At 60.2% G+C, this 18,194-nt stretch carries 15 protein-coding genes; 10 read left to right on the top strand and 5 right to left on the bottom strand.

What is annotated here, in order from left to right:
* Positions 1 to 86: 86 nt before the first annotated feature.
* The 10 genes from Q0792_RS01140 (at position 87) to Q0792_RS01095 (ending at position 10,796) form a co-directional block, all read left to right on the top strand.
* Positions 87 to 896 (top strand): enoyl-CoA hydratase, encoded by an 810-nt coding sequence (locus Q0792_RS01140; protein WP_298835770.1) that lies wholly within the window; start codon positions 87 to 89, stop codon positions 894 to 896.
* A 166-nt stretch (positions 897 to 1,062) separates the two neighbouring features.
* On the top strand, positions 1,063 to 1,902 hold the full coding sequence (locus Q0792_RS01135) for a universal stress protein (protein WP_298835769.1): 840 nt from the start codon (positions 1,063 to 1,065) through the stop codon (positions 1,900 to 1,902).
* A 237-nt stretch (positions 1,903 to 2,139) separates the two neighbouring features.
* The gene (locus Q0792_RS01130; RefSeq protein ID WP_298835768.1) at positions 2,140 to 3,426 is read left to right on the top strand and encodes a serine/threonine-protein kinase; all 1,287 of its coding nucleotides are present in this window, start codon (positions 2,140 to 2,142) and stop codon (positions 3,424 to 3,426) included.
* Between the two features lie 28 nt (positions 3,427 to 3,454).
* Positions 3,455 to 4,576: an FHA domain-containing protein gene (locus Q0792_RS01125; RefSeq protein ID WP_298835767.1), complete on the top strand. Its 1,122-nt coding sequence runs from the start codon at positions 3,455 to 3,457 to the stop codon at positions 4,574 to 4,576.
* Positions 4,569 to 5,471: a protein phosphatase 2C domain-containing protein gene (locus tag Q0792_RS01120; RefSeq protein WP_298835766.1), complete on the top strand. Its 903-nt coding sequence runs from the start codon at positions 4,569 to 4,571 to the stop codon at positions 5,469 to 5,471. Before Q0792_RS01125 ends, Q0792_RS01120 begins: the two co-directional genes overlap by 8 nt.
* 11 nt (positions 5,472 to 5,482) lie before the next feature.
* Positions 5,483 to 6,601, top strand: coding sequence for a hypothetical protein (locus tag Q0792_RS01115; protein ID WP_298835765.1), 1,119 nt, complete (start codon positions 5,483 to 5,485; stop codon positions 6,599 to 6,601).
* Between the two features lie 146 nt (positions 6,602 to 6,747).
* A complete protein-coding gene (locus tag Q0792_RS01110; protein WP_298835764.1) occupies positions 6,748 to 8,817 on the top strand; it encodes a dynamin family protein in 2,070 nt (689 codons plus the stop codon).
* Complete coding sequence (locus tag Q0792_RS01105; RefSeq protein ID WP_298835763.1) at positions 8,814 to 9,728, top strand: dynamin family protein; 915 nt, start codon at positions 8,814 to 8,816, stop codon at positions 9,726 to 9,728. Before Q0792_RS01110 ends, Q0792_RS01105 begins: the two co-directional genes overlap by 4 nt.
* Before the next feature lie 40 nt (positions 9,729 to 9,768).
* A complete protein-coding gene (locus Q0792_RS01100) occupies positions 9,769 to 10,116 on the top strand; it encodes a hypothetical protein (protein ID WP_298835762.1) in 348 nt (115 codons plus the stop codon).
* Positions 10,113 to 10,796 (top strand): hypothetical protein, encoded by a 684-nt coding sequence (locus Q0792_RS01095; protein WP_298835761.1) that lies wholly within the window; start codon positions 10,113 to 10,115, stop codon positions 10,794 to 10,796. Before Q0792_RS01100 ends, Q0792_RS01095 begins: the two co-directional genes overlap by 4 nt.
* Positions 10,797 to 10,806: 10 nt before the next feature.
* Here the strand turns inward: Q0792_RS01095 and Q0792_RS01090 are convergent, their stop codons facing one another.
* The 5 genes from Q0792_RS01090 to Q0792_RS01070 form a co-directional block, all read right to left on the bottom strand.
* Positions 10,807 to 13,866: an efflux RND transporter permease subunit gene (locus Q0792_RS01090; protein ID WP_298835760.1), complete on the bottom strand. Its 3,060-nt coding sequence runs from the start codon at positions 13,864 to 13,866 to the stop codon at positions 10,807 to 10,809.
* Positions 13,867 to 13,870: 4 nt separating this feature from the next.
* The gene (locus Q0792_RS01085; protein ID WP_298835759.1) at positions 13,871 to 15,115 is read right to left on the bottom strand and encodes an efflux RND transporter periplasmic adaptor subunit; all 1,245 of its coding nucleotides are present in this window, start codon (positions 15,113 to 15,115) and stop codon (positions 13,871 to 13,873) included.
* A 106-nt stretch (positions 15,116 to 15,221) separates the two neighbouring features.
* On the bottom strand, positions 15,222 to 15,467 hold the full coding sequence (locus tag Q0792_RS01080; protein WP_298835758.1) for a MoaD/ThiS family protein: 246 nt from the start codon (positions 15,465 to 15,467) through the stop codon (positions 15,222 to 15,224).
* Positions 15,468 to 15,470: 3 nt separating this feature from the next.
* On the bottom strand, positions 15,471 to 17,714 hold the full coding sequence (locus Q0792_RS01075) for a xanthine dehydrogenase family protein molybdopterin-binding subunit (RefSeq protein ID WP_298835757.1): 2,244 nt from the start codon (positions 17,712 to 17,714) through the stop codon (positions 15,471 to 15,473).
* Between the two features lies 1 nt (position 17,715).
* The gene (locus Q0792_RS01070; RefSeq protein WP_298835756.1) at positions 17,716 to 18,192 is read right to left on the bottom strand and encodes a (2Fe-2S)-binding protein; all 477 of its coding nucleotides are present in this window, start codon (positions 18,190 to 18,192) and stop codon (positions 17,716 to 17,718) included.
* Positions 18,193 to 18,194: the final 2 nt, after the last annotated feature.

The raw sequence follows: 18,194 nt of genomic DNA, 5'->3' as shown, positions 1-18,194 counted from the left end.
CAGGCCCGGACACGCTGGGGTCTTGCACAGGCAGACGGAATACCGACTATGCCGCAAGGCACGACGGCACAAAAAAGGACCCCGATATGCACAGAACGCTTCCCACATTCGCCGAAGGTAAACTGCTGGTCGAAAGAGAGGGCGCAACCGGACGGATCATCTTCAACAAACCTGACCGGCTTAATGCGATGTCCCTGGACATGTGGGACGGCCTGCGGGACGCGCTCGCATTTTTTGCTGAGGACGATGACATCCGCGCTGTTGTGCTCAGTGGTGCGGGCGAGCGTGCCTTTGTATCAGGCGCGGACATCACCGAATTCGATGCGATGCGCTCTACAGATGAAGGTATCCAGGACTACAACGCCCGGTACGAAGGAGCGGACGCCGCGCTCTATACGTTTCCGAAACCGACCATCGCCCAGATTCATGGTTTTTGTGTTGGCGGCGGTCTGGCAATCGCCCTGAGCTGCGACATACGGATCTGCGCACAGGGCACACGTATGGGCATTCCGGCGGCAAAACTCGGCCTCGGCTATGGCTATGCCGGCGTGCGCCGCCTGAGATCTGTGGCCGGGCCCGCCATAGCCTCGGAAATCCTGTTCTCGGCACGCCTGTTTGAGGCTGAAGAAGCGCTCAGACACGGACTGGTGAACCGCGTTGTGCCGCAGGACGATCTGGCGGAGGAGGTAAGCGCTCTGGCCACGACCATCGCCGCCAACGCGCCCCTGACTGTTGAAGCCGCCAAAGCCGCGATCCGGATGGCCGGAAGCTCGGAGGCAGAGTCTGCCGCCGATCAGATGAACGCACGGGCTACGGCATGCTCGAAAAGCGAAGATTATGCCGAAGGCCGGCTGGCATTTGCCGAAAAACGCCATCCCGTTTTCCGCCGTCGGTGATCGCCGGGTGACATCCGGCGGAATGCACCACGCCACTGCCCCGTTGCACGTTTGATACGGATCAAGGCGCGCCTGTCGCAACCCGTCCAGTATGGCGTCAGGCAGTGTCGCAAAGCAGCAGTGGCTTTCTGCACCTGCACCGCGCTGCAGCAGGGAGAACAGTGCTATGCCAGTGAAAACCATCCAGGTCTGTCTGACCGGCAGCCGCCATGCCGAAACGCTGATGCGTACTGCAGTGCCCCTGGCCCGCGCCCACAATGCGCATCTTGTCGGGGTGCACACTATCGAAGCACTGGTTGTCTATCCGGGCATCGCGATGCACATACCTGATCAGGCCTATGGGGCTTTCAATCAGAGCCAGGCGGATGAAGCCGCCGAAATCGGGAAAATCTTTGAAGACTGCTGTCGCAACGAGGACTTTCCCCACGAATGGCGTCTTCTGAGGGCCGAAGCTGTCTCTGCTGCGGAACGGATTGTTGAAAGTGCACGGGCGGCAGACCTTATCATTATGGCGCACGCGGACAGTACTTCGGACAGGTTTGACCAGCGCAACGTACAGGAACGCGTCATCCGCGAGAGTGGCCGGCCGGTGATTGTGGTGCCGCTGGATTACGACGGCCCCCCTGTCGGAAACCGGATACTTCTGGGCTGGAGCAATTCGCGCGAAGCCGCCCGCGCGGCACATGACGTCGTCAGCGTTGCCATGCCCGGGGCGGATGTCGATGTGGTCCACGTGGGGCCGCCGGTTCTGGACGAACTGACAGATTTCGATGCACTGGCGGTCGCCTCCATGTATGCACGCCACGGCCTGAAGGCATCGGTCACACACCGCGAGGCCGGTGGATCAGATATCGCCCCCCTGCTCAATACAGCAGCACACGAGACCGGCGCCGATATGATTGCGACCGGTGCCTTCGGCCATTCCCGTATCCATGACTTTGTCGTGGGTTCGGTGACCTGGTCCCTGTTGCGGGATGCAGAACTACCGGTTCTTTTCAGCGGCTGAAACGCGGGGCATCCTATGCGATGCCCCGCACCCTGTGCACCTGACAGCCGCGTTAACCACGCTGCACGATATTTACCATAAAAACCTGATTTATCGTGGTTAATCCGGCCGGATGCCACGCAGGCGCCGCCTGTATGCCATTTTCTGATCACATTCTGAGACGACAAATACAATTGTAATCAAATGAATTTCAAAGTCCCGATCACCCGCCTCAGACCGGCAAACAGGTAAAGACAGATGACACGGATGCCCGCACTCGAAGACCTCATTCAGGAAGACGAACTGCCCGTTGGCGCAACGCTGCTGAACGGCCAGTACGAGATCACACAACAGCTGCGCCGTGGTGGTTTCGGCATTACCTATGTCGCCCGGAACAGCCTGGACCGCGCATTTGTGATCAAGGAGTGCTTTCCAACCGATATGTGCCGCCGCGTTGCCGGGATCGTCGAACCGGTCGACACCCGTTTCGACCGCGCTCTGAATGCTGTGCGCCGCCAGTTCGTGCTCGAAGCGCGCCGCATGGCAAAGCTGGAGCACCCGAACATCGTCGGCGTGCACCAGGTTTTTGAAGAAAACAACACCGCTTATATGGCTCTCGACCTGGTGGCCGGCGATGACCTGATTGATCTGGCAGAAACCCACCCGGAACGTCTGACCCCGGCGTTTGTCAGCAGCATACTGGAGCAGATGCTGCGTGCACTGACCTATACCCACAGCCACGCCGTTCTGCACCGGGACATCTCTCCGGACAACATACTGGTGGACGATCAGGGCCACGTCACACTGATTGACTTTGGCGCCGCCAGCGAACCCGCTGGTATCAGCGAGAACGGGAAATCGCGGATGATTGCCGTCAAGGATGGGTATTCCCCGCATGAATTTTACACGCCCGGCGCCGAGCACGATTTCTCCAGTGATCTTTATGCTCTCGGCGCAACGCTTTTTCGCATCATTTCGGGAGAAACCGCACCTGACTGCCAGACGCGCCTGCGTGCGGTTGCAATGGGTCACAGTGATCCACTTGTGCCACTGGCCGGAAACGCTCCGGCGTTTGACGCCCGCCTGCTCGAAACCATCGACCGGGCGATGCAGATCACCCAGGCTGACCGCTTTCGTTCAGCCGACGCCTGGCGTGCGGCTCTTGAAGGCACCGGATCTTCCACGCCTGCACGCACGACGCCGGTGCCCACGGATCCGATGCTGGAAACACGGATCTCGGAACTCGTCACACAGATCAACACCGAGATTGAGCCGGCTCTGCGTGCCGAAGCCGAAGCGAAATCTGCCCCGGAGGAAACTGAAACTGTGCCGGTGACGCGCACGGTGGTCGATATCTTTGGCAACCCGATCGACGATGTCGATGCCTGGCTTCAGGAGCAGGAGCAGCAGGCCATGACCTCAGCCCCCCTGGTTGAAGCGGCAGAAGCCCCTGCCCCGGAACCGCAGGAACAGGTTCAGCAAGCCCCCAGAAAATCTCTGCTGGGCAAAATCGTATCCCGCTGCATGAGCAGTAAAACAACCTGAGCAGAACAGACTGAAAACGGAGAAACCGATGAAATTTATCCGCGATATTATCAATGAAAAGCGCAACACCGGACCGGTGAGCGCCTCCATGCCAGCAGAAGAAAACCAGCTGGATTTCGCCCCCGAGTACGAAGCGGCGGAAACATCACCCGCAGCACTTAATCTGGGCCAGTACCTGGAGACATCCGGCACAGATCTGCCCGGTGATGATGATCTGACACCGGGTCATGATGATGATCAGTATGGAGCCGGCACCTGGGACGACGACGCATGGGACGAAGAGGACGAAACATCGTTTGCGGATGACTCTGAGGATGAAATGACGCTGGAAGCTGCACGCCGTGCCGTAACTGAGGCTCTGGATGCTGACACAGAGCCGCAGTCTGACGATCCTATGGACCGGCTCTTCTCAGAGCGTCACCTTGCCGGAGACAACGAGGAAATGACCCTCGAGGAAGAAGCAACTTCTGACGACTGGGAGGCATACGAGGACGAAACCGAAAACGGCCCCGCGACGTCACTGGCCTCGCTGGCCGAAATGCGGCGCGCGATGGTGAGTGACCGCCCGGCCGCCCGTGCCATCCCGACAGCGCCCGGGACCGCGCCGGAACCAAAGGCGGTGACAGAGTCTGACAGCGCGGATCTGCTGGAAATGCCGGCTCCGACGCCGGGCCGTACTGCTCAGAGTTCCGGCCGTGTCAAAACGCGCCTGCTGGGCTTTGCAACCGACAGCGATACAGCCCTCGACCCAATTGAGAAAGCGGCCCGCAGCGGTCAGGCACGGTTCCCCGTTGCCTGGATGGTTGTGGTGTCCGGACCCGGACGCGGTGCATCCTTTACCCTGCAGGACGGCGTGTCCCGCATCGGCCGCGCAGATGATCAGACTGTTGCACTGAATTTCGGTGACAACGCAATTTCCCGCGAAAACCACGTATCGGTTGCCTATGATGCAGAGCAGAACAGCTTTTTCATCGGGCACAGCGGCAAGGCAAACCTGGTGCGTCTCAACGACAAACCACTGCTGAGCACAGAAACGATTTCCAATGGTGACCTGATCCGTATCGGCGAGACGACGCTCCGCCTTGTTACGCTTTGCGGCGAGGCGTTTTCCTGGAACGATGAAGATCAAAAAGACGCCAGATATGCCTGATACGGAAAGGTTTCTCTGCGATGCGGCCCCGGCAGTCAACCAGGGCCGCCGCGCCTGTCAGGAAGACACTCTTGCGGTAGATTTCACTGCCGGTGCGGACCTCGGTTTCGCTGTTCTGGCGGACGGAATGGGTGGGCATGCCGCGGGCGATGTCGCCAGCAAGGTCGTCGTTACGGAAGTCTTCAGTGAACTGAAAATGCAGGCCGGCGATCCGTCAGCCACCGGTGAGAACATCGGCAGTCTGCTGCGCCGCGCAACCGACGGCGCCAATGACTGTCTTGCGACCTATATCCGGCAGTTTCCTGAAACAGCCGGTATGGGCGCAACGCTTGTAGCGCCGGTCATTTCAGGCAATCAGCTCTACTGGATCTCCGTCGGAGACAGCCCGCTCTACCTGTTCCGGGGACAGCATCTTTTCCGCCTGAACGAAGAGCACTCTCTGGGCCAGCAGCTTCAGGACCGCGTGGATGAGGGCGCCCTGTCGCAGGAACTGGCGGACCTGCACCCGGACCGGAACTGCCTGACATCCGCTCTGATGGGAAACAGGATTCCGCAGGTGGACTGTCGTGAAGTCCCGGTTGAACTGCGCCATGACGACATCATCGTCGCGGCCAGCGACGGGCTTCAGTATCTGACAGATGTGCAGATCGCGCGGGTGATTTTTGAAAACCGCTTCCGCCCGGCGTCTGAAATCACGGACCGTCTGATGCAGGCCGTTCTTGATCTGCAGGATCCGGAACAGGACAATATCGCGCTGTGCACGATCCGCGTCTCGGACCCCCGTGCACGGCGTCAGGACCCTCCGGTCCGGGTCGCAACGCGGCGGATATTTCTGAACCTGCATGGTGAAAAGAAACAGGTGATCGGGCGCGCTCAGGCGCAGGCCCTGCTCTGAAAGACGGAAAAATGGCGACAGAAATTACTGAAGCCCTGCGCACGATCCTGAAATCCGAAGGGCTTTCCGACACGCAGCGCGCCTCTGCTCAGAGACTGATCACGAGCCTCGAACGTCCGGTCCGTATTGCCGTGGTCGGAACGCGGGGCAGCGGAAAAACCTCGGTTGCAAACATGCTGGTCGGCGGCAATGTCATGCCGCGGACCGATGGTCTGACCATCACAGAAACCGTCTGGGCAGCTCAGGAAAAGATAACCTGCGAATACAGTACCGGCGAAATCGTTTCCTTTGACGGCGTGAGTGATGATTTTACTCTGCCGGAACAGGCCATGCGGCTGCGTTTTGCCCTTTCCGACGCGCGCCTCAGACAGCGCAGTCTGACAGAAATCTGTTTGTCCGATCAACCGGGCATGGCCCGCGACCTGCTGGACATGATCGCGCCCCGGACGGATATTCTGCTCTGGTGTTCAGGCGCGGGGGTGGCACGTGCCGGCCTGTGGCAACATCTGCCGGATCACCTGAAAGACAACAGCCTGTTTGTAATCACCATGGCAGACAGGCTGCACGCTGCTGGCAGACTGACCACTGTGCTTGCACAGGCACGCGAAACGGCAGGCGCTGATTTCATGGGCGTCTACCCGCTGGTGGCGCATCGTGCCGGGATCGCGGCAGACGCCGGGGACACCTACGGCATTCTCAGAAGATCAGGCGGCCAGGCGATACTGGACGATGTTGCGCGGATTATCCGCCTTGCCCGGCAGTCTGACATGATCAGAGCTCAGGCGCTGCTGGATCAGATCAGCGCCGCGCAGACCAGCGTCCAGGGGGCCATCCCGGACGCTGCCGAAAACGCACTGAAAAACGGTCTGGCGCGACTGACTGCAGGCTCAGATTGTGCCGACAGGGCCCGAGTGCTGACAACCTGCAGGATTGCAGTCTCAGACCTGGTTGCCACGTTACCCGCCGATCCGCCCGAGGGCTCTGGCGCGGTACGCCTGCGCGCCGAAGCCGAAGACGCCGCTGCTTATATGCAGCGGTTCTGCGCGGAAAGCACCGATTCTGCTGCACGCAATGCTGTTGCTCTTCTTTTGCAACTCAGCCGGGAACTATCCGGCCGCGTTTACGCTTAAAGCCCGAAATCCGGAAACAATGCCGGATGGTCGCCACATTTCCAACACATGAACGCCCGGACTGCTGCGTAGATTTTGTTTCAAATACAGAACAAATCCGATTCAATACCTGTTTTTGAAACCAGAAAGCTCCCGGGCACCCAAGTATGACCGATACGCCGCAGACAGATGAACAAAAGACCGAAACAACAACGGGGCCGGACGGGTTTCTGCCGGAGGCGCCTGATGCGTTTGTGGAGTTTGCCGTACGGCATGAGCAGCTGTCCCGCGCAGTAGCACAACTTGCCAGACTGGCCGGCACCTCGGCCAAAAAGCCGATAGCACGCCTGGAAAAGGACCTCGGGGGTTTTGAACCGGCCGTGACATTTCTGGGTCAGGTAAAGTCCGGCAAGACAACGCTGGTGAACGCCATGGCAGGCTGGCCTGATCTGCTGCCTGCTGATGTGAACCCCTGGACGTCGGTGGTAACCTCGCTGCATATCCGGCCCGGCGGGACCCGTTGTGTCGGAAACGCCAGTTTTCAGCTGATGAAAGAGGCGGAATGGGATCGCCTGATTCAGAAAGGTGGTCGTCTTGGCGAACTTGCCGAACGTGCAGGCGCCGAGGAGGAACAGGAAAAAATCCGCGCCCAGGTCACGGCCCTGCGCGAGAAATCGAAACGACGTCTGGGACGGAAATTCGAACTTCTTCTGGGGCAGAAGCACGATTACGACAGTTTCGACACGGAACTGCTCGAACGGTATATCTGCCTCGGCGATGACCTGGACGGCACCTCTGGCGACCCGAAGGAAACACAAGGCCGCTTTGCGGACATAACCCGCTCTGCGGACCTGTGGCTGGAAAGCCCGTCCGCCCCCGTGCCGATGTGTCTGCGGGACACTCCGGGGGTAAATGACACATTCATGATGCGCGAGCAGGTCACGATCAACGCGGTCCGGTCCAGCCGGTTCTGTGTGGTTGTTCTGTCAGCGCACCAGGCGCTGAGTTCGGTGGATATGGGACTGATCCGCCTGATCTCGGCGATGCCCTCCCGCGATGTGCTCATCTTTGTGAACCGGTGCGACGAGCTGTCAGATCCGCAGAACGAGATTCCGCAGATTGAACAGAGCATTCGCAAGGTTCTGTCCCGAAACAGCGGACCAGAGGACGCCGCAATTCTTTTTGGCAGCGCGCTCTGGGCGCATCTGGCTCTGTCAGGAGACGTTCCGGACAGCGACCGTCCGGGGATTCTGGCGCAGCGCGGTGCGGTGCCACCCGGCGAGACACTGTCGGAAACGGCGTGGCAGGCATCGGGCCTGCCCGCGCTGCAGGCCGCGATTGCCGCGCAGATTTCCGGCACCACCGGCAACGCACTCCTGCGCCGGGTCGCTTCCGATGCCGGCACTGTGGCAAGTGGCCAGCAGGCCGCCAACAAAGTCAGGATTTCCGGCGAGGCACAGGCCGAGGGGATGACCATGCAGGATATCCGCCGCGAGCTGGACAGCCTGGTGGACCGGCACACAGAGGCAATGGCCAGAACGCTCAGCACACTGACGGATGGTTTCCGCGAACGCGCAGACCGGGCGCATGCGGGCTTTCTGCACAACGCGTCATCAGCGCTCGTGCGCCATCTGGAAAACTACGGCCCGGAACAGCCCTGGCGTTTCAGCCCTGACGGTCTGCGCAGCCGGCTGCGCTCTGCGGCGTCTGTTTACGAAACCCGGGCAAGAGCTGCAGCGCACAGGCATTATACCGATGCCGTGACTGATATCGCAGAATTCTATTTCCGTGCTTTCGGCAAGGCGGTGGAGGGCGTGCGCCTGTCTGTGCCTGACACACCGGACCTGCCGGCACCGGTTGGCATTGCCGGTAGCATCGCCCTGGATTTCCGCGAAGGCTGGCTGACCAGCTGGTGGCGGCGTACCCGGGGTTACAAGGCCTTTGCCCGTCAGTTCCAGGACCTGATCTCGGCGGAAACCCGGGAGTTCATGGAGAACCTCAAAACCGGCCATACCATTGATGTCACTGCGCGACTGCAATCCGTGCTCGAGACACTGATGTCTCAGAACCGCGATATTCTTTACGAGATCGGCGACAGCCGCGGAGACAAGGACGGGCTGGAAACACTTTGCCTTGGCGCAGATGAAGCGGAGAAAACCCGCGCGATCGATGACCTGCTGGCAGAATTTGAGAAGCTCTCTGCCGATCCGGAAAATGTGAGGCATGCAGCGCAATGACTGACATCCCCGCCGACACCCTCATGCCGGAACCAACGGGCCGCAAACCACGCGTGGCCCTGATGGGCGAATTCAGCGCCGGCAAGAGCACTCTGTGCAATATCCTGCTCGGGCGCGCGCCACTGCCCATGCGCGTAACGGCGACGCGTCTGCCCCCTGTGCTGATGACCTATGGTGCGCCTGGCGCTGCGGTCGTGGACATGGAAGGTCAGCGCACCGAAGTATCCCTGAATGCGCTCGATGACGTCTCCTTTGACGACACGCGCTATATCCATGTGACGATGGAGGCCGACACGCTTGCATTGTGTGATCTCATTGACATGCCAGGCATCTCGGATCCGAACATGCCACGCAATATGTGGGAAACGGTCGTTGGCGAAGCGGACCATGTGGTCTGGTGCACGCATGCGACCCAGGCCTGGCGCCAGTCTGAGGCCGCGATCTGGGAGGCGATCCGCAACCGCACCCGGTATGAGAACCTGCTTCTGGTCACCCAGTACGACAAGCTCCGTACCCCGCGCGACCGTGACCGTGTTCTGACACGCATCAGGCGCGAAACGGACGGACTTTTTTCAGAGATCTTTCCGGTCAGCCTGCTTGAAGCGCTGAATGCCGAAGAAGATGTCGGTGTCTGGGCAACCAGCGGTGTCGCGGCATTCTGTGAGCACCTGATTGAGATCCTTATGCGCTCTGCGCCCGACATGCCTCTTCTGGAAGAGGGCGAAACAGCAACAGACGAGGTCTTTGCAGCGATCGAACGGGACAACGCGATGAGCGATACCGAAGAGCCGGAAGAGGTGTCTGACGTCCCTGACGATGGCGTTGTCCGCCCACGCCGCGTCCGCCTGAGCGCGCGTTCTGCCAACCGCCAACGCGCCGAACGGCAGCAGTGGTCCGGAGCCGCGGAGTAACATGGTAATGCCCCGCCAGGCCCGGACACCGGATGACATAATGACGGCTCTCAGAGACAGGTGCGCCCCATGCGACGTGGCGATGTTTGCTGATCTCGGCACATGCCAGCCCCTGACCAGCGCAGCACATACGCCTGTAAGCCAGGACCGCCTGGATGCACTGACAGTACGGGCATCCGATGGCTTTGCCCTGGCCGGTATCGCAGTTCCGGATGCGCAGACGGTTATTCTTTTTGATGCACAGTGCAATCAGATCTGTGTCAGGCACGGCAGCGAAGGGACCGATCTGACCTGTGTCCAGAACCCGGCCTCTGGCCGGTATGGCCTTATCGATATCCTCTCGGAAACACGCATTGCGGCCCGGGACCTGGACGGTGCAGACCAGTGAACGTACCGTTCCCGCCCCCAGTGCAGCAGGCACTGTCACACGATCTGCAGAGGCTTTTTGACGCCACCGGCGCGACTGTGTCCGGGGCAGAGACACTGCCGGCTGACCTGCTGTCGCGACTGAACCGCATTGCCTCTCTCGCCGGGCAGACCATACTGCCCCGTGCGTTTGAAATCAGTTCAGGCGCACAAAAACCAACACAGATTATCGCGGCCAGCGGCATGTTGATGTCCATCTCAGATGTGGCCACCGGTGATATGCCATCCGCACTGGTGGCTGCGCTGTCCCGTCCCGGCATCCTTGAGCTGACCTGTCTCGGGCGACCCGCGGAAACTGTGCCCGTAACCGGCGGCATTCCGGCCGCTGACATATCCACCCTTCCCCTGCGGATCATGAGCAGGGAAAAGCTGCTCTTTGCCTGTCTGAAACCGGTTGCCAGCGCCGTCTTCTGCTGGGGAGACGATGCCGCCGCCCCATCCGGCCCGCAGAATGAAGTGCTCGCTCAGGTCGCACAGGCCTTTCGCGCCCGGTCCCGTGGCGGCTCACCGCGCGGAATAATTGTGCCGGACGACAACCGCGATGCCACCGTCCTGCACGGCACGGCGCAGGCCGGGTTTGCCGTCCGCGCGCCGCAGACAGCAGCGCTGAAGGCCCTGCAGGCCTGGCAGCAGCTGGCCTGAGCCCGATTTATTACCCGGCTGGTGTGCTTTTCTCTCCGGAGGCCGGCGGGATGCGGAAAAAGATCGTATAGAGCGTCGGCACAACGATCAGGGTCAGGATCGTCGCAAAGCTCAGACCACAGATGATCACCACGGCCAGTGATTTGAAGAACGGGTCCCACAACAGCGGGATCACCCCCAGCACAGTGGTCAGAACGCCAAGCGCCACAGGCCGCACCCTGCTGACCGCGGCATCCACAACGGCCTGCAGGCGTTCTTTGCCCTGGCCGATCTGACTGTCGGTCTCATCGATCAGCACGATTGCGTTTTTGATCAGCATGCCCGCAAGAGACAGCACGCCGAGGATCGCCATGAACTCCATGGCCGTACCGGACAATGCCAGCCCCCAGATCACGCCAATCAGCGCCAGAGGCACCGTCAGCCAGATGATAAGTGGCTGACGCATGGCATTGAAGAGCAACAACACCACGATGATCATTGCACCAAATCCGAGCGGCATTGTCGCGGCAAGACCTTCGTTGGCCTCGGCACTGCTGCCGTATTCGCCTTCCCAGCTCATGGTATACCCGGGTGGCAGTTCTATTGCCTCGATCGGTCCGCGCACCTGTTCAAACAGATCGCCCGACAGAACGCCCTCCGCATTGTCCGATTGCGCCGTGATACCCAGCTGCCGGTCAAACCGCTGCAGATTTCCGGCCTCATAGACGAGCCGGAACTCGTCGACGACCTGCGCCACAGGCACATAAGTACCGGCGACTTGGCTGAAGATCTGTACGTCCTGCAGGCGTGCTGCATCGTCACGCTCGGGTTCAAAGGGCCGCATAATGATCGGACGCAGCTCTTCCGCCTCGCGGTAGGTGCCGATACGCGTACCGTTCATATGGCCATAGATCGCTGAAACAATCTCGCCCTGGGTCAGCCCCAGACGCCGTGCGTTTTCGGTATTGATAACCGGCCTGATCACAGGGCGCAGCTCGCCCCAGTCATCCTTGATGGCAATTGCACCATAATCCGCCATAACCTGTTTGGCCTGAGCGGCAAGATCGCGCAGGACGGCCGGATCATTTCCATAAAAACGCGCTTCGATCTTGGCACCGCCACCGGGGCCGAGCATGAACTTCCAGACCTTTGCGTTTGCTGCCGGGAAATTTTCGTCGATCCAGGGCTGGACTTCGCTGACAAGACCGGCGATCTGCGCAAATTCCTCTACATCGACAAGGATCTGCGCATAGGCAGAGCTTGCGTCGGCAGCCTCGTATGTCAGCATAAAGCGGGTATGCCCCTGCCCGATTGTGGTATTCGTTCCTGTCACACCCGGGAGTTCACGGATATGAGCCGCGATCTCACTTATGTTCGCCTCAGTAACGGAAATATCCGCACCTTCGGGCAGGAAATAGTCGACCACGAACTGCTCACGCGTAGAGGCGGGAAAAAAGCCGGGCGGCACCTGCGAGAACATCGCGAGAGCAGAAGCAAAAAGGCCCACAACGATGGCGACAGTGATCCAGCGGATCCGGATGGCCCTGTTCAGAAAGACACGGTAGCCACGCAGGATGATGTTTTCACCCTTTTCCGTCTCCTTTCCGGGTTTGAGCAGCAACGTGCAGTAATAGGGCGTCAGCCAGATGGCGACCAGCCAGGAAAACAGCAGGGCAATGCTGACAGTCCAGAACAGGCTGCCTGCGTATTCTCCGGTGTTATCGGGTGAAAAACCGATCGGCGAAAAGGCCAGAAAGCCGACAATCGTACCGCCCAGAAGCGGCCATTTTGTCTGGTTCACAACCGCAATGGATGCATCCTCCGGGCTTTCTCCGGCCTGAACACGTACCAGCGTTCCCTCAACCACCACAATCGCGTTATCCACCAGCATGCCAAGCGCAATGATCAGAGCACCCAGCGAGATCCGCTGCATATCGAGGCCGTAAAGATACATTCCCAGAAGCGTGCCCGCGACAGTGATCAGCAGAATACCTCCCATCAGGATGCCCGACCGCAGCCCCATGAAGATAAGCAGCGTGCCCACGACGATGGCCAGCGCAAGCACCACGTTCATCACAAAGTCATTGACCGACACCCGAACCGACGAGGACTGGTCAGAGATCGTCTCGACATCCATCCCGATGGGCCGCTCGGAGATCAGTTCGGCCATGCGCTCCTTGACCAGATCGCCCATGTTCACGACGTTTCCGCCAATATTATTGGACACCCCGAGACCGATCGCGGGCCGCCCGTTGCGATAGAGCAGGCTTGCTGCGGGCTCGACAAACCCGCGCGATACCTCTGCGATGTCAGACAGGCGGAAAGTTGCGCCGTTCTGCGGATTTGCGATCACAAGATTCTCGATGGCTTGGATGGAATCCACAGCGGCCGGCGCGCGTACAGTCAGCCGGGCAGGCCCGGCCTGTACTGACCCGCCAGGCGTCACGAGGTTCTGACCCTCCAGCAGGTTGGCGATCTGCGAAGGCGCCAGCCCCAGTTCGATCAGACGCGCTGGTGCATATTCAACATAGATGACTTCTTCCTGAACGCCGCTCAGGACCACCTTGGATACGCCATCAACTGTCACCAGGTCGCGCTGCAGATCCTTGCCGTATTCATAAAGCTCGCTCAGCGAATAGTCGTCTCCGACAATCGCAAAATAGAGCGCATAAACATCGCCAAAATCGTCATAAACAATGCTCGGCAGGGCGTTGGGCGGCAGATCCCCGGCAATATCACTGATCTTGGCGCGCATCTGTGTGAATTTCTGCGCCAGCTGATCACGTGTCTTGGTCGAGGCAATTGTGAACTCAATCTTGACTGTACTGCGCCCGGGCGAGGATACGGATGTGACCTCATCAACACCGGAAAGCTGCTGGAGCGCGTTCTCCACCACTTCGGTGACCTCACCGACGACCTCCTCGGCACTGGCACCGGGATAAGGCGTGATGATCTGAGCCTGGCGGATGATGAACTCGGGGTCCTCAAAGCGCGGCAGGGCTGTATAGGCGAAATATCCACCCAGCAGGATGAGAACCGTAGCCAGCGCCGAGATCAGGCGCTTTTCAATAGCGAAGCGGGCAAGATCCATGTGCTTATTCCCCGATCCGGGAAACCGGCCGGATCACCGCGCCCTCCCGCAGATAGGAAACCCCCGCCGTCACGATGGTTTCTCCGGGCGAAAGGCCGTCGACCACGTCCACTTCATCGCCTTCAACGTCGCCCAGCGTGACGGGGCGCGCTGCAACGGACTGATCATTCTCATCGACGATCCAGACAAATGTGCTGGCATCGGTTTCGGTCCCGACGGCGGAAAACGGGATGCGGATCAGGGCAGAGACCTCTTCGTCGGTCGATACGATCACGGTGCCGACCATACCGGGCAGCACCTGCGCACCTTCGGGAACCGTGATGCCGACGCGCGCCCGATAGGTCTGTGTGCCGAGATCCGCCTGTGTCGAGAACTCGACCAGTTCAGACGGTATGGCCTGGCCCGGGCGCGCCTCCAGCAGTACCTGCGAATTCACATTCTCGCGCGAACTCCAGATCAGAACATCGGGACCGGGCACATCAAATGCCAGATCAACGGTGTCCAGCGCCTGAAGCAGTACAACGCTCTGGCCGGCTGAAACATTGGTGAAGTTGTCGATGTCCCGCCGCGCAATGATGCCGTCAAACGGTGCGCGCAATGTGGCATCATCAAGGTTGTCGCGCGCTGTGCGCAGCTGGCTGTCAAGCCCGCGGATCACCGCTTCGGCAGCTGCAATGTCCTCCTCGCGCCCCCCGGCCCGCCCGATGGCAAGCTGTTCCAGTGCGGCCTGCAGTGCGGCACGGGCGACCTGTGCTGCGGCATCATCCTGTTCCAGCCGCGCTTCCGAGACCACGCCGCGTTCGGCCAGCTGACGTGTCCGTTCAAGCTGGTCCTGCGCCTGATCGACCTGTGCCTGAGCGGCTGAAACATCAGCCTCCAGAGCTGCAACTTCTTCGTCCCGCGCGCCACTGCGCAGGATCTGAAGCTGGGCAACCGCCTGATCCCGCTGGCTTTCCAGTTGCGCCACTGCTTCAGTAAACGCACGCTGGTCGAGCTTTGCGATCACATCCCCCCTCGACACGTTCATGGCCCCACGCACCGGCAGTTCGACCACCTCGCCAGACACTTTGAAAGACAGGACCGCCTCCTGAGAAGACTGCACGATGGCCGGATAGCGCCGTTCGATTACTCTGGCGCTTTCTTCTACGGTGATCACCTTGGCTGGCCGCGGCGGCTGGCCCGGCGTGTCCTGCGCCGTCGCGGCAACAGTCCAGATTGCGGTAAAAATCGGAATCAGCGCAAATTTCATAGATGCCCCCTGTCTTTACAACAGGCATATCCCCTGCCCCATTGATTTGACAGAAAAAACCTGCGTCCGGAAACGGATCAGCCTGTCACATCCTGCAGAAAGCGTTTCAGCCGCCGACCATATAAGGCATCAGCACCAGTTCGCTGTTGTCGTCCACCTTTGTGAACCAGGCATCGCGGTAGATCACACCATCCAGGGCAAAGGACACACCCCGCCTGATCCGGGGTTTCAGGCCGGGGTGCTTTGCCTCGAGCTGGTCGAGAACCTGCCGCAGATTACTGGCCTCAACCTCAACGATTTCCTGGCCATCTGCCAGACTGCGCAGCGATCCCCAGAGTTTTACCCTGACCACGGCTCAGGCCTTTGCACTGAGCGCTTTCAGCAGGCGTGGCGGCGACATCGGCAGGTCAGTCAGACGAACGCCGGTTGCCCGGGAAACAGCGTTGCCGATCGCGGCCAGTGGCGGAACGATCGGTGTCTCACCCACACCGCGCACACCGTAGGGGTGACCAGGGTTTGGAATTTCGAGGATCACCGTCTCAATCGGCGGAAGATCCGAGGCGACGGGTATGCGGTAGTCAAGAAAACCCGGGTTCTGCAACCGGCCATCCTCGCCGTAGATATATTCCTCGTTCAGCGCCCAGCCGATCCCCTGCACGGCACCTCCCTGCATCTGCCCTTCGACATAGTCAGGGTGCACAGCCTTGCCCGCATCCTGGAAAATCGTGTAACGCAGCACTCTGGTGGTGCCGGTTTCAGGATCCACCTCGGTATCAACAAGATGCACACCGAAACTGACGCCGGCACCATCTGCATTGATCTCGTGGTGGCCCGCAATCGGACCGCCCGTGTTGTCGGCCAGAGCTGCAATCTCGGCAATACTCATGGGCTCAAAATCACCGGCGTTGGGGCCCGACGGACGCGCATAACCGTCCTCCCATATGACCGCCTCTTCGTCGATATCCCAGATTTTCGCAACCCTTGCGCACATTTCACGGATCGCCGCACGTGCCGCTTCGATCGTTGCAAGCCCCACAGCGAATGTCACACGGCTGCCGTCGGTCACATCATTGAAGCCCAGCGAATTTGTATCCGTAATCACGGTGCGCACTTTTTCATACGGGATGCCAAGCTCTTCGGCTGCCATCATCGAAATCGACGCGCGCGAGCCACCGATATCCGGATTGCCCTCGACCACACCGACAGTCCCATCAGAGTTGATGTTCAGCGACACACAGGTGTTGCCGCCGAAGTTGAACCAGAAACCGCAGGAGAGGCCCCTGCCCTGGTTTTCTCCCAGCGGCGCGCTGTAATGCGGATGGGCTTTTGCAGCCTCCAGCGTCGCCACCAGACCGATCTCGTTGAACGTGGGCCCATAGGACGAGAGTGTCCCCTTGCGCGCCGCGTTCAGCAGACGCGTGTCCAGCGGATCAAGGCCCAGTTCCTGACAGAGTTCATCCACAACGCTTTCAACCGCATAGATGGCCATCGGTGCGCCGGGTGCCCGGTACGCGACCTCTTTGGGGCGGTTGGTCATGACGTTCCAGCCCAGCGTCTGCACCGCTTCCAGATCATAAGCCGCAAAAGCAGACTGAGCACCGAACTCAACGGTGCCGCAGGGGTACGCCCCGCCCTGATAGCGCAACTTTGCCTGTGCGGCGGTGATGCGCCCTTCGTTTGTCATACCGATTTTGACGTCCGTGGATGACGACACGGTCGGACCGGTTGCGCGAAACACTTCCTCGCGGGTCATGACGATTTTGACCGGCCGGCCCGATCTGCGCGACAGCGCCAGCGCGACAGGTTCAATAAAGACGGTTGTTTTGCCGCCAAAACCGCCGCCGATCTCTGATGCAGTGACGCGCAGCTGGCTTGCGTCCATCCCCATGAGGGCCGAGCATATGCTGCGCACATTGTACTGCCCCTGGGTGCAGCACCACAGATCGCCCCGGCCGTCCGGGCCCATCGAGGCCAGACAGGCGTGCGGCTCGATGTAGCCCTGGTGCGTCGCCGCCGTTGTGAAACTGCGTTCGATGATGCGGTCTGCTTTGGCAAAACCTGCGTCCAGATCGCCGTGACCGAACTCAAAATGGCTGGTGACGTTTTCCGAAAAGCCCTCGCCAACGGATTCGTCCGCGCGGCCGCTCTGCACTACAGGTGCGTCGGGCGCCATCGCAGCATCAACGTCGGTCACATGGGGCAGAACCTCGTATTCGACACGGATCAGGCGGATCGCGTCACGCGCCGTTGCCTTGTCCACCGCCGCAACTGCCGCGACAGCGTGACCATCATAGAGCACCTTTTCGCCCGCCAGGCAGTTGTCCGCGATATCCGCGAGCCCCTCATCCTCCGGATGCACAAGGTCAGCGCCTGTCACGACGGCCTTGACGCCTTTGAGCGCTTCGGCAGCCGAGGTGTCGATGGACACAATCCGCGCATGCGCATGCGGGCTGCGCAGAATGCGGCCAAAAAGCATGCCCGGCGCCGTCATGTCCGCACCGTAAAGCGCCTTGCCGGTGACCTTCTCAATGCCATCAGGCCGCTCTACCCGCTGACCCACAACTTTGAACCGGCGCTCCTGTCCTGCATCAAATGCCATCTTACGCGCTCCTCATCTCTTCAGCTGCGATCTGTACTGCCTTGATAATCTTGTCATATCCGGTACAGCGACACAGGTTTCCCGCCAGCCAGAAACGGATCTCTGTCTCTGTCGGATCAGGGTTTTTCTCAAGCAGCGCCCGGGCGGCCACCAGAATGCCCGGCGTGCAGATCCCGCATTGCAGGGCGGCTTTTTCGATGAATACCCGCTGCAGCACGTGCAGGTTATCGCCATCGGCCATCCCCTCGATGGTGCCAATCTCGGTCCCTTCGGCTTCGGCCCCCAGCATCAGGCAGGAACAGACCAGACGCCCGTTCACTGTCACGCTGCACGCCCCGCAGTCGCCAGTACCGCAGCCTTCTTTCGCGCCGGTCAGCATCAGCCTGTCGCGCAGCACATCCAGCAATGTCTCGTCCGGGGCGCAGACAAATTCGGTCTCATCACCGTTAATCGTTGTCGAAACATGTATTTTTTTCATGG

The sequence above is a fragment of the uncultured Roseobacter sp. genome, assembly GCF_947495025.1.
Classification (GTDB): Bacteria; Pseudomonadota; Alphaproteobacteria; order Rhodobacterales; family Rhodobacteraceae; genus Roseobacter.
The sequence above is the reverse complement of the archived record's forward strand: the minus strand, read 5'-3'. Positions and strand labels throughout refer to the sequence as shown.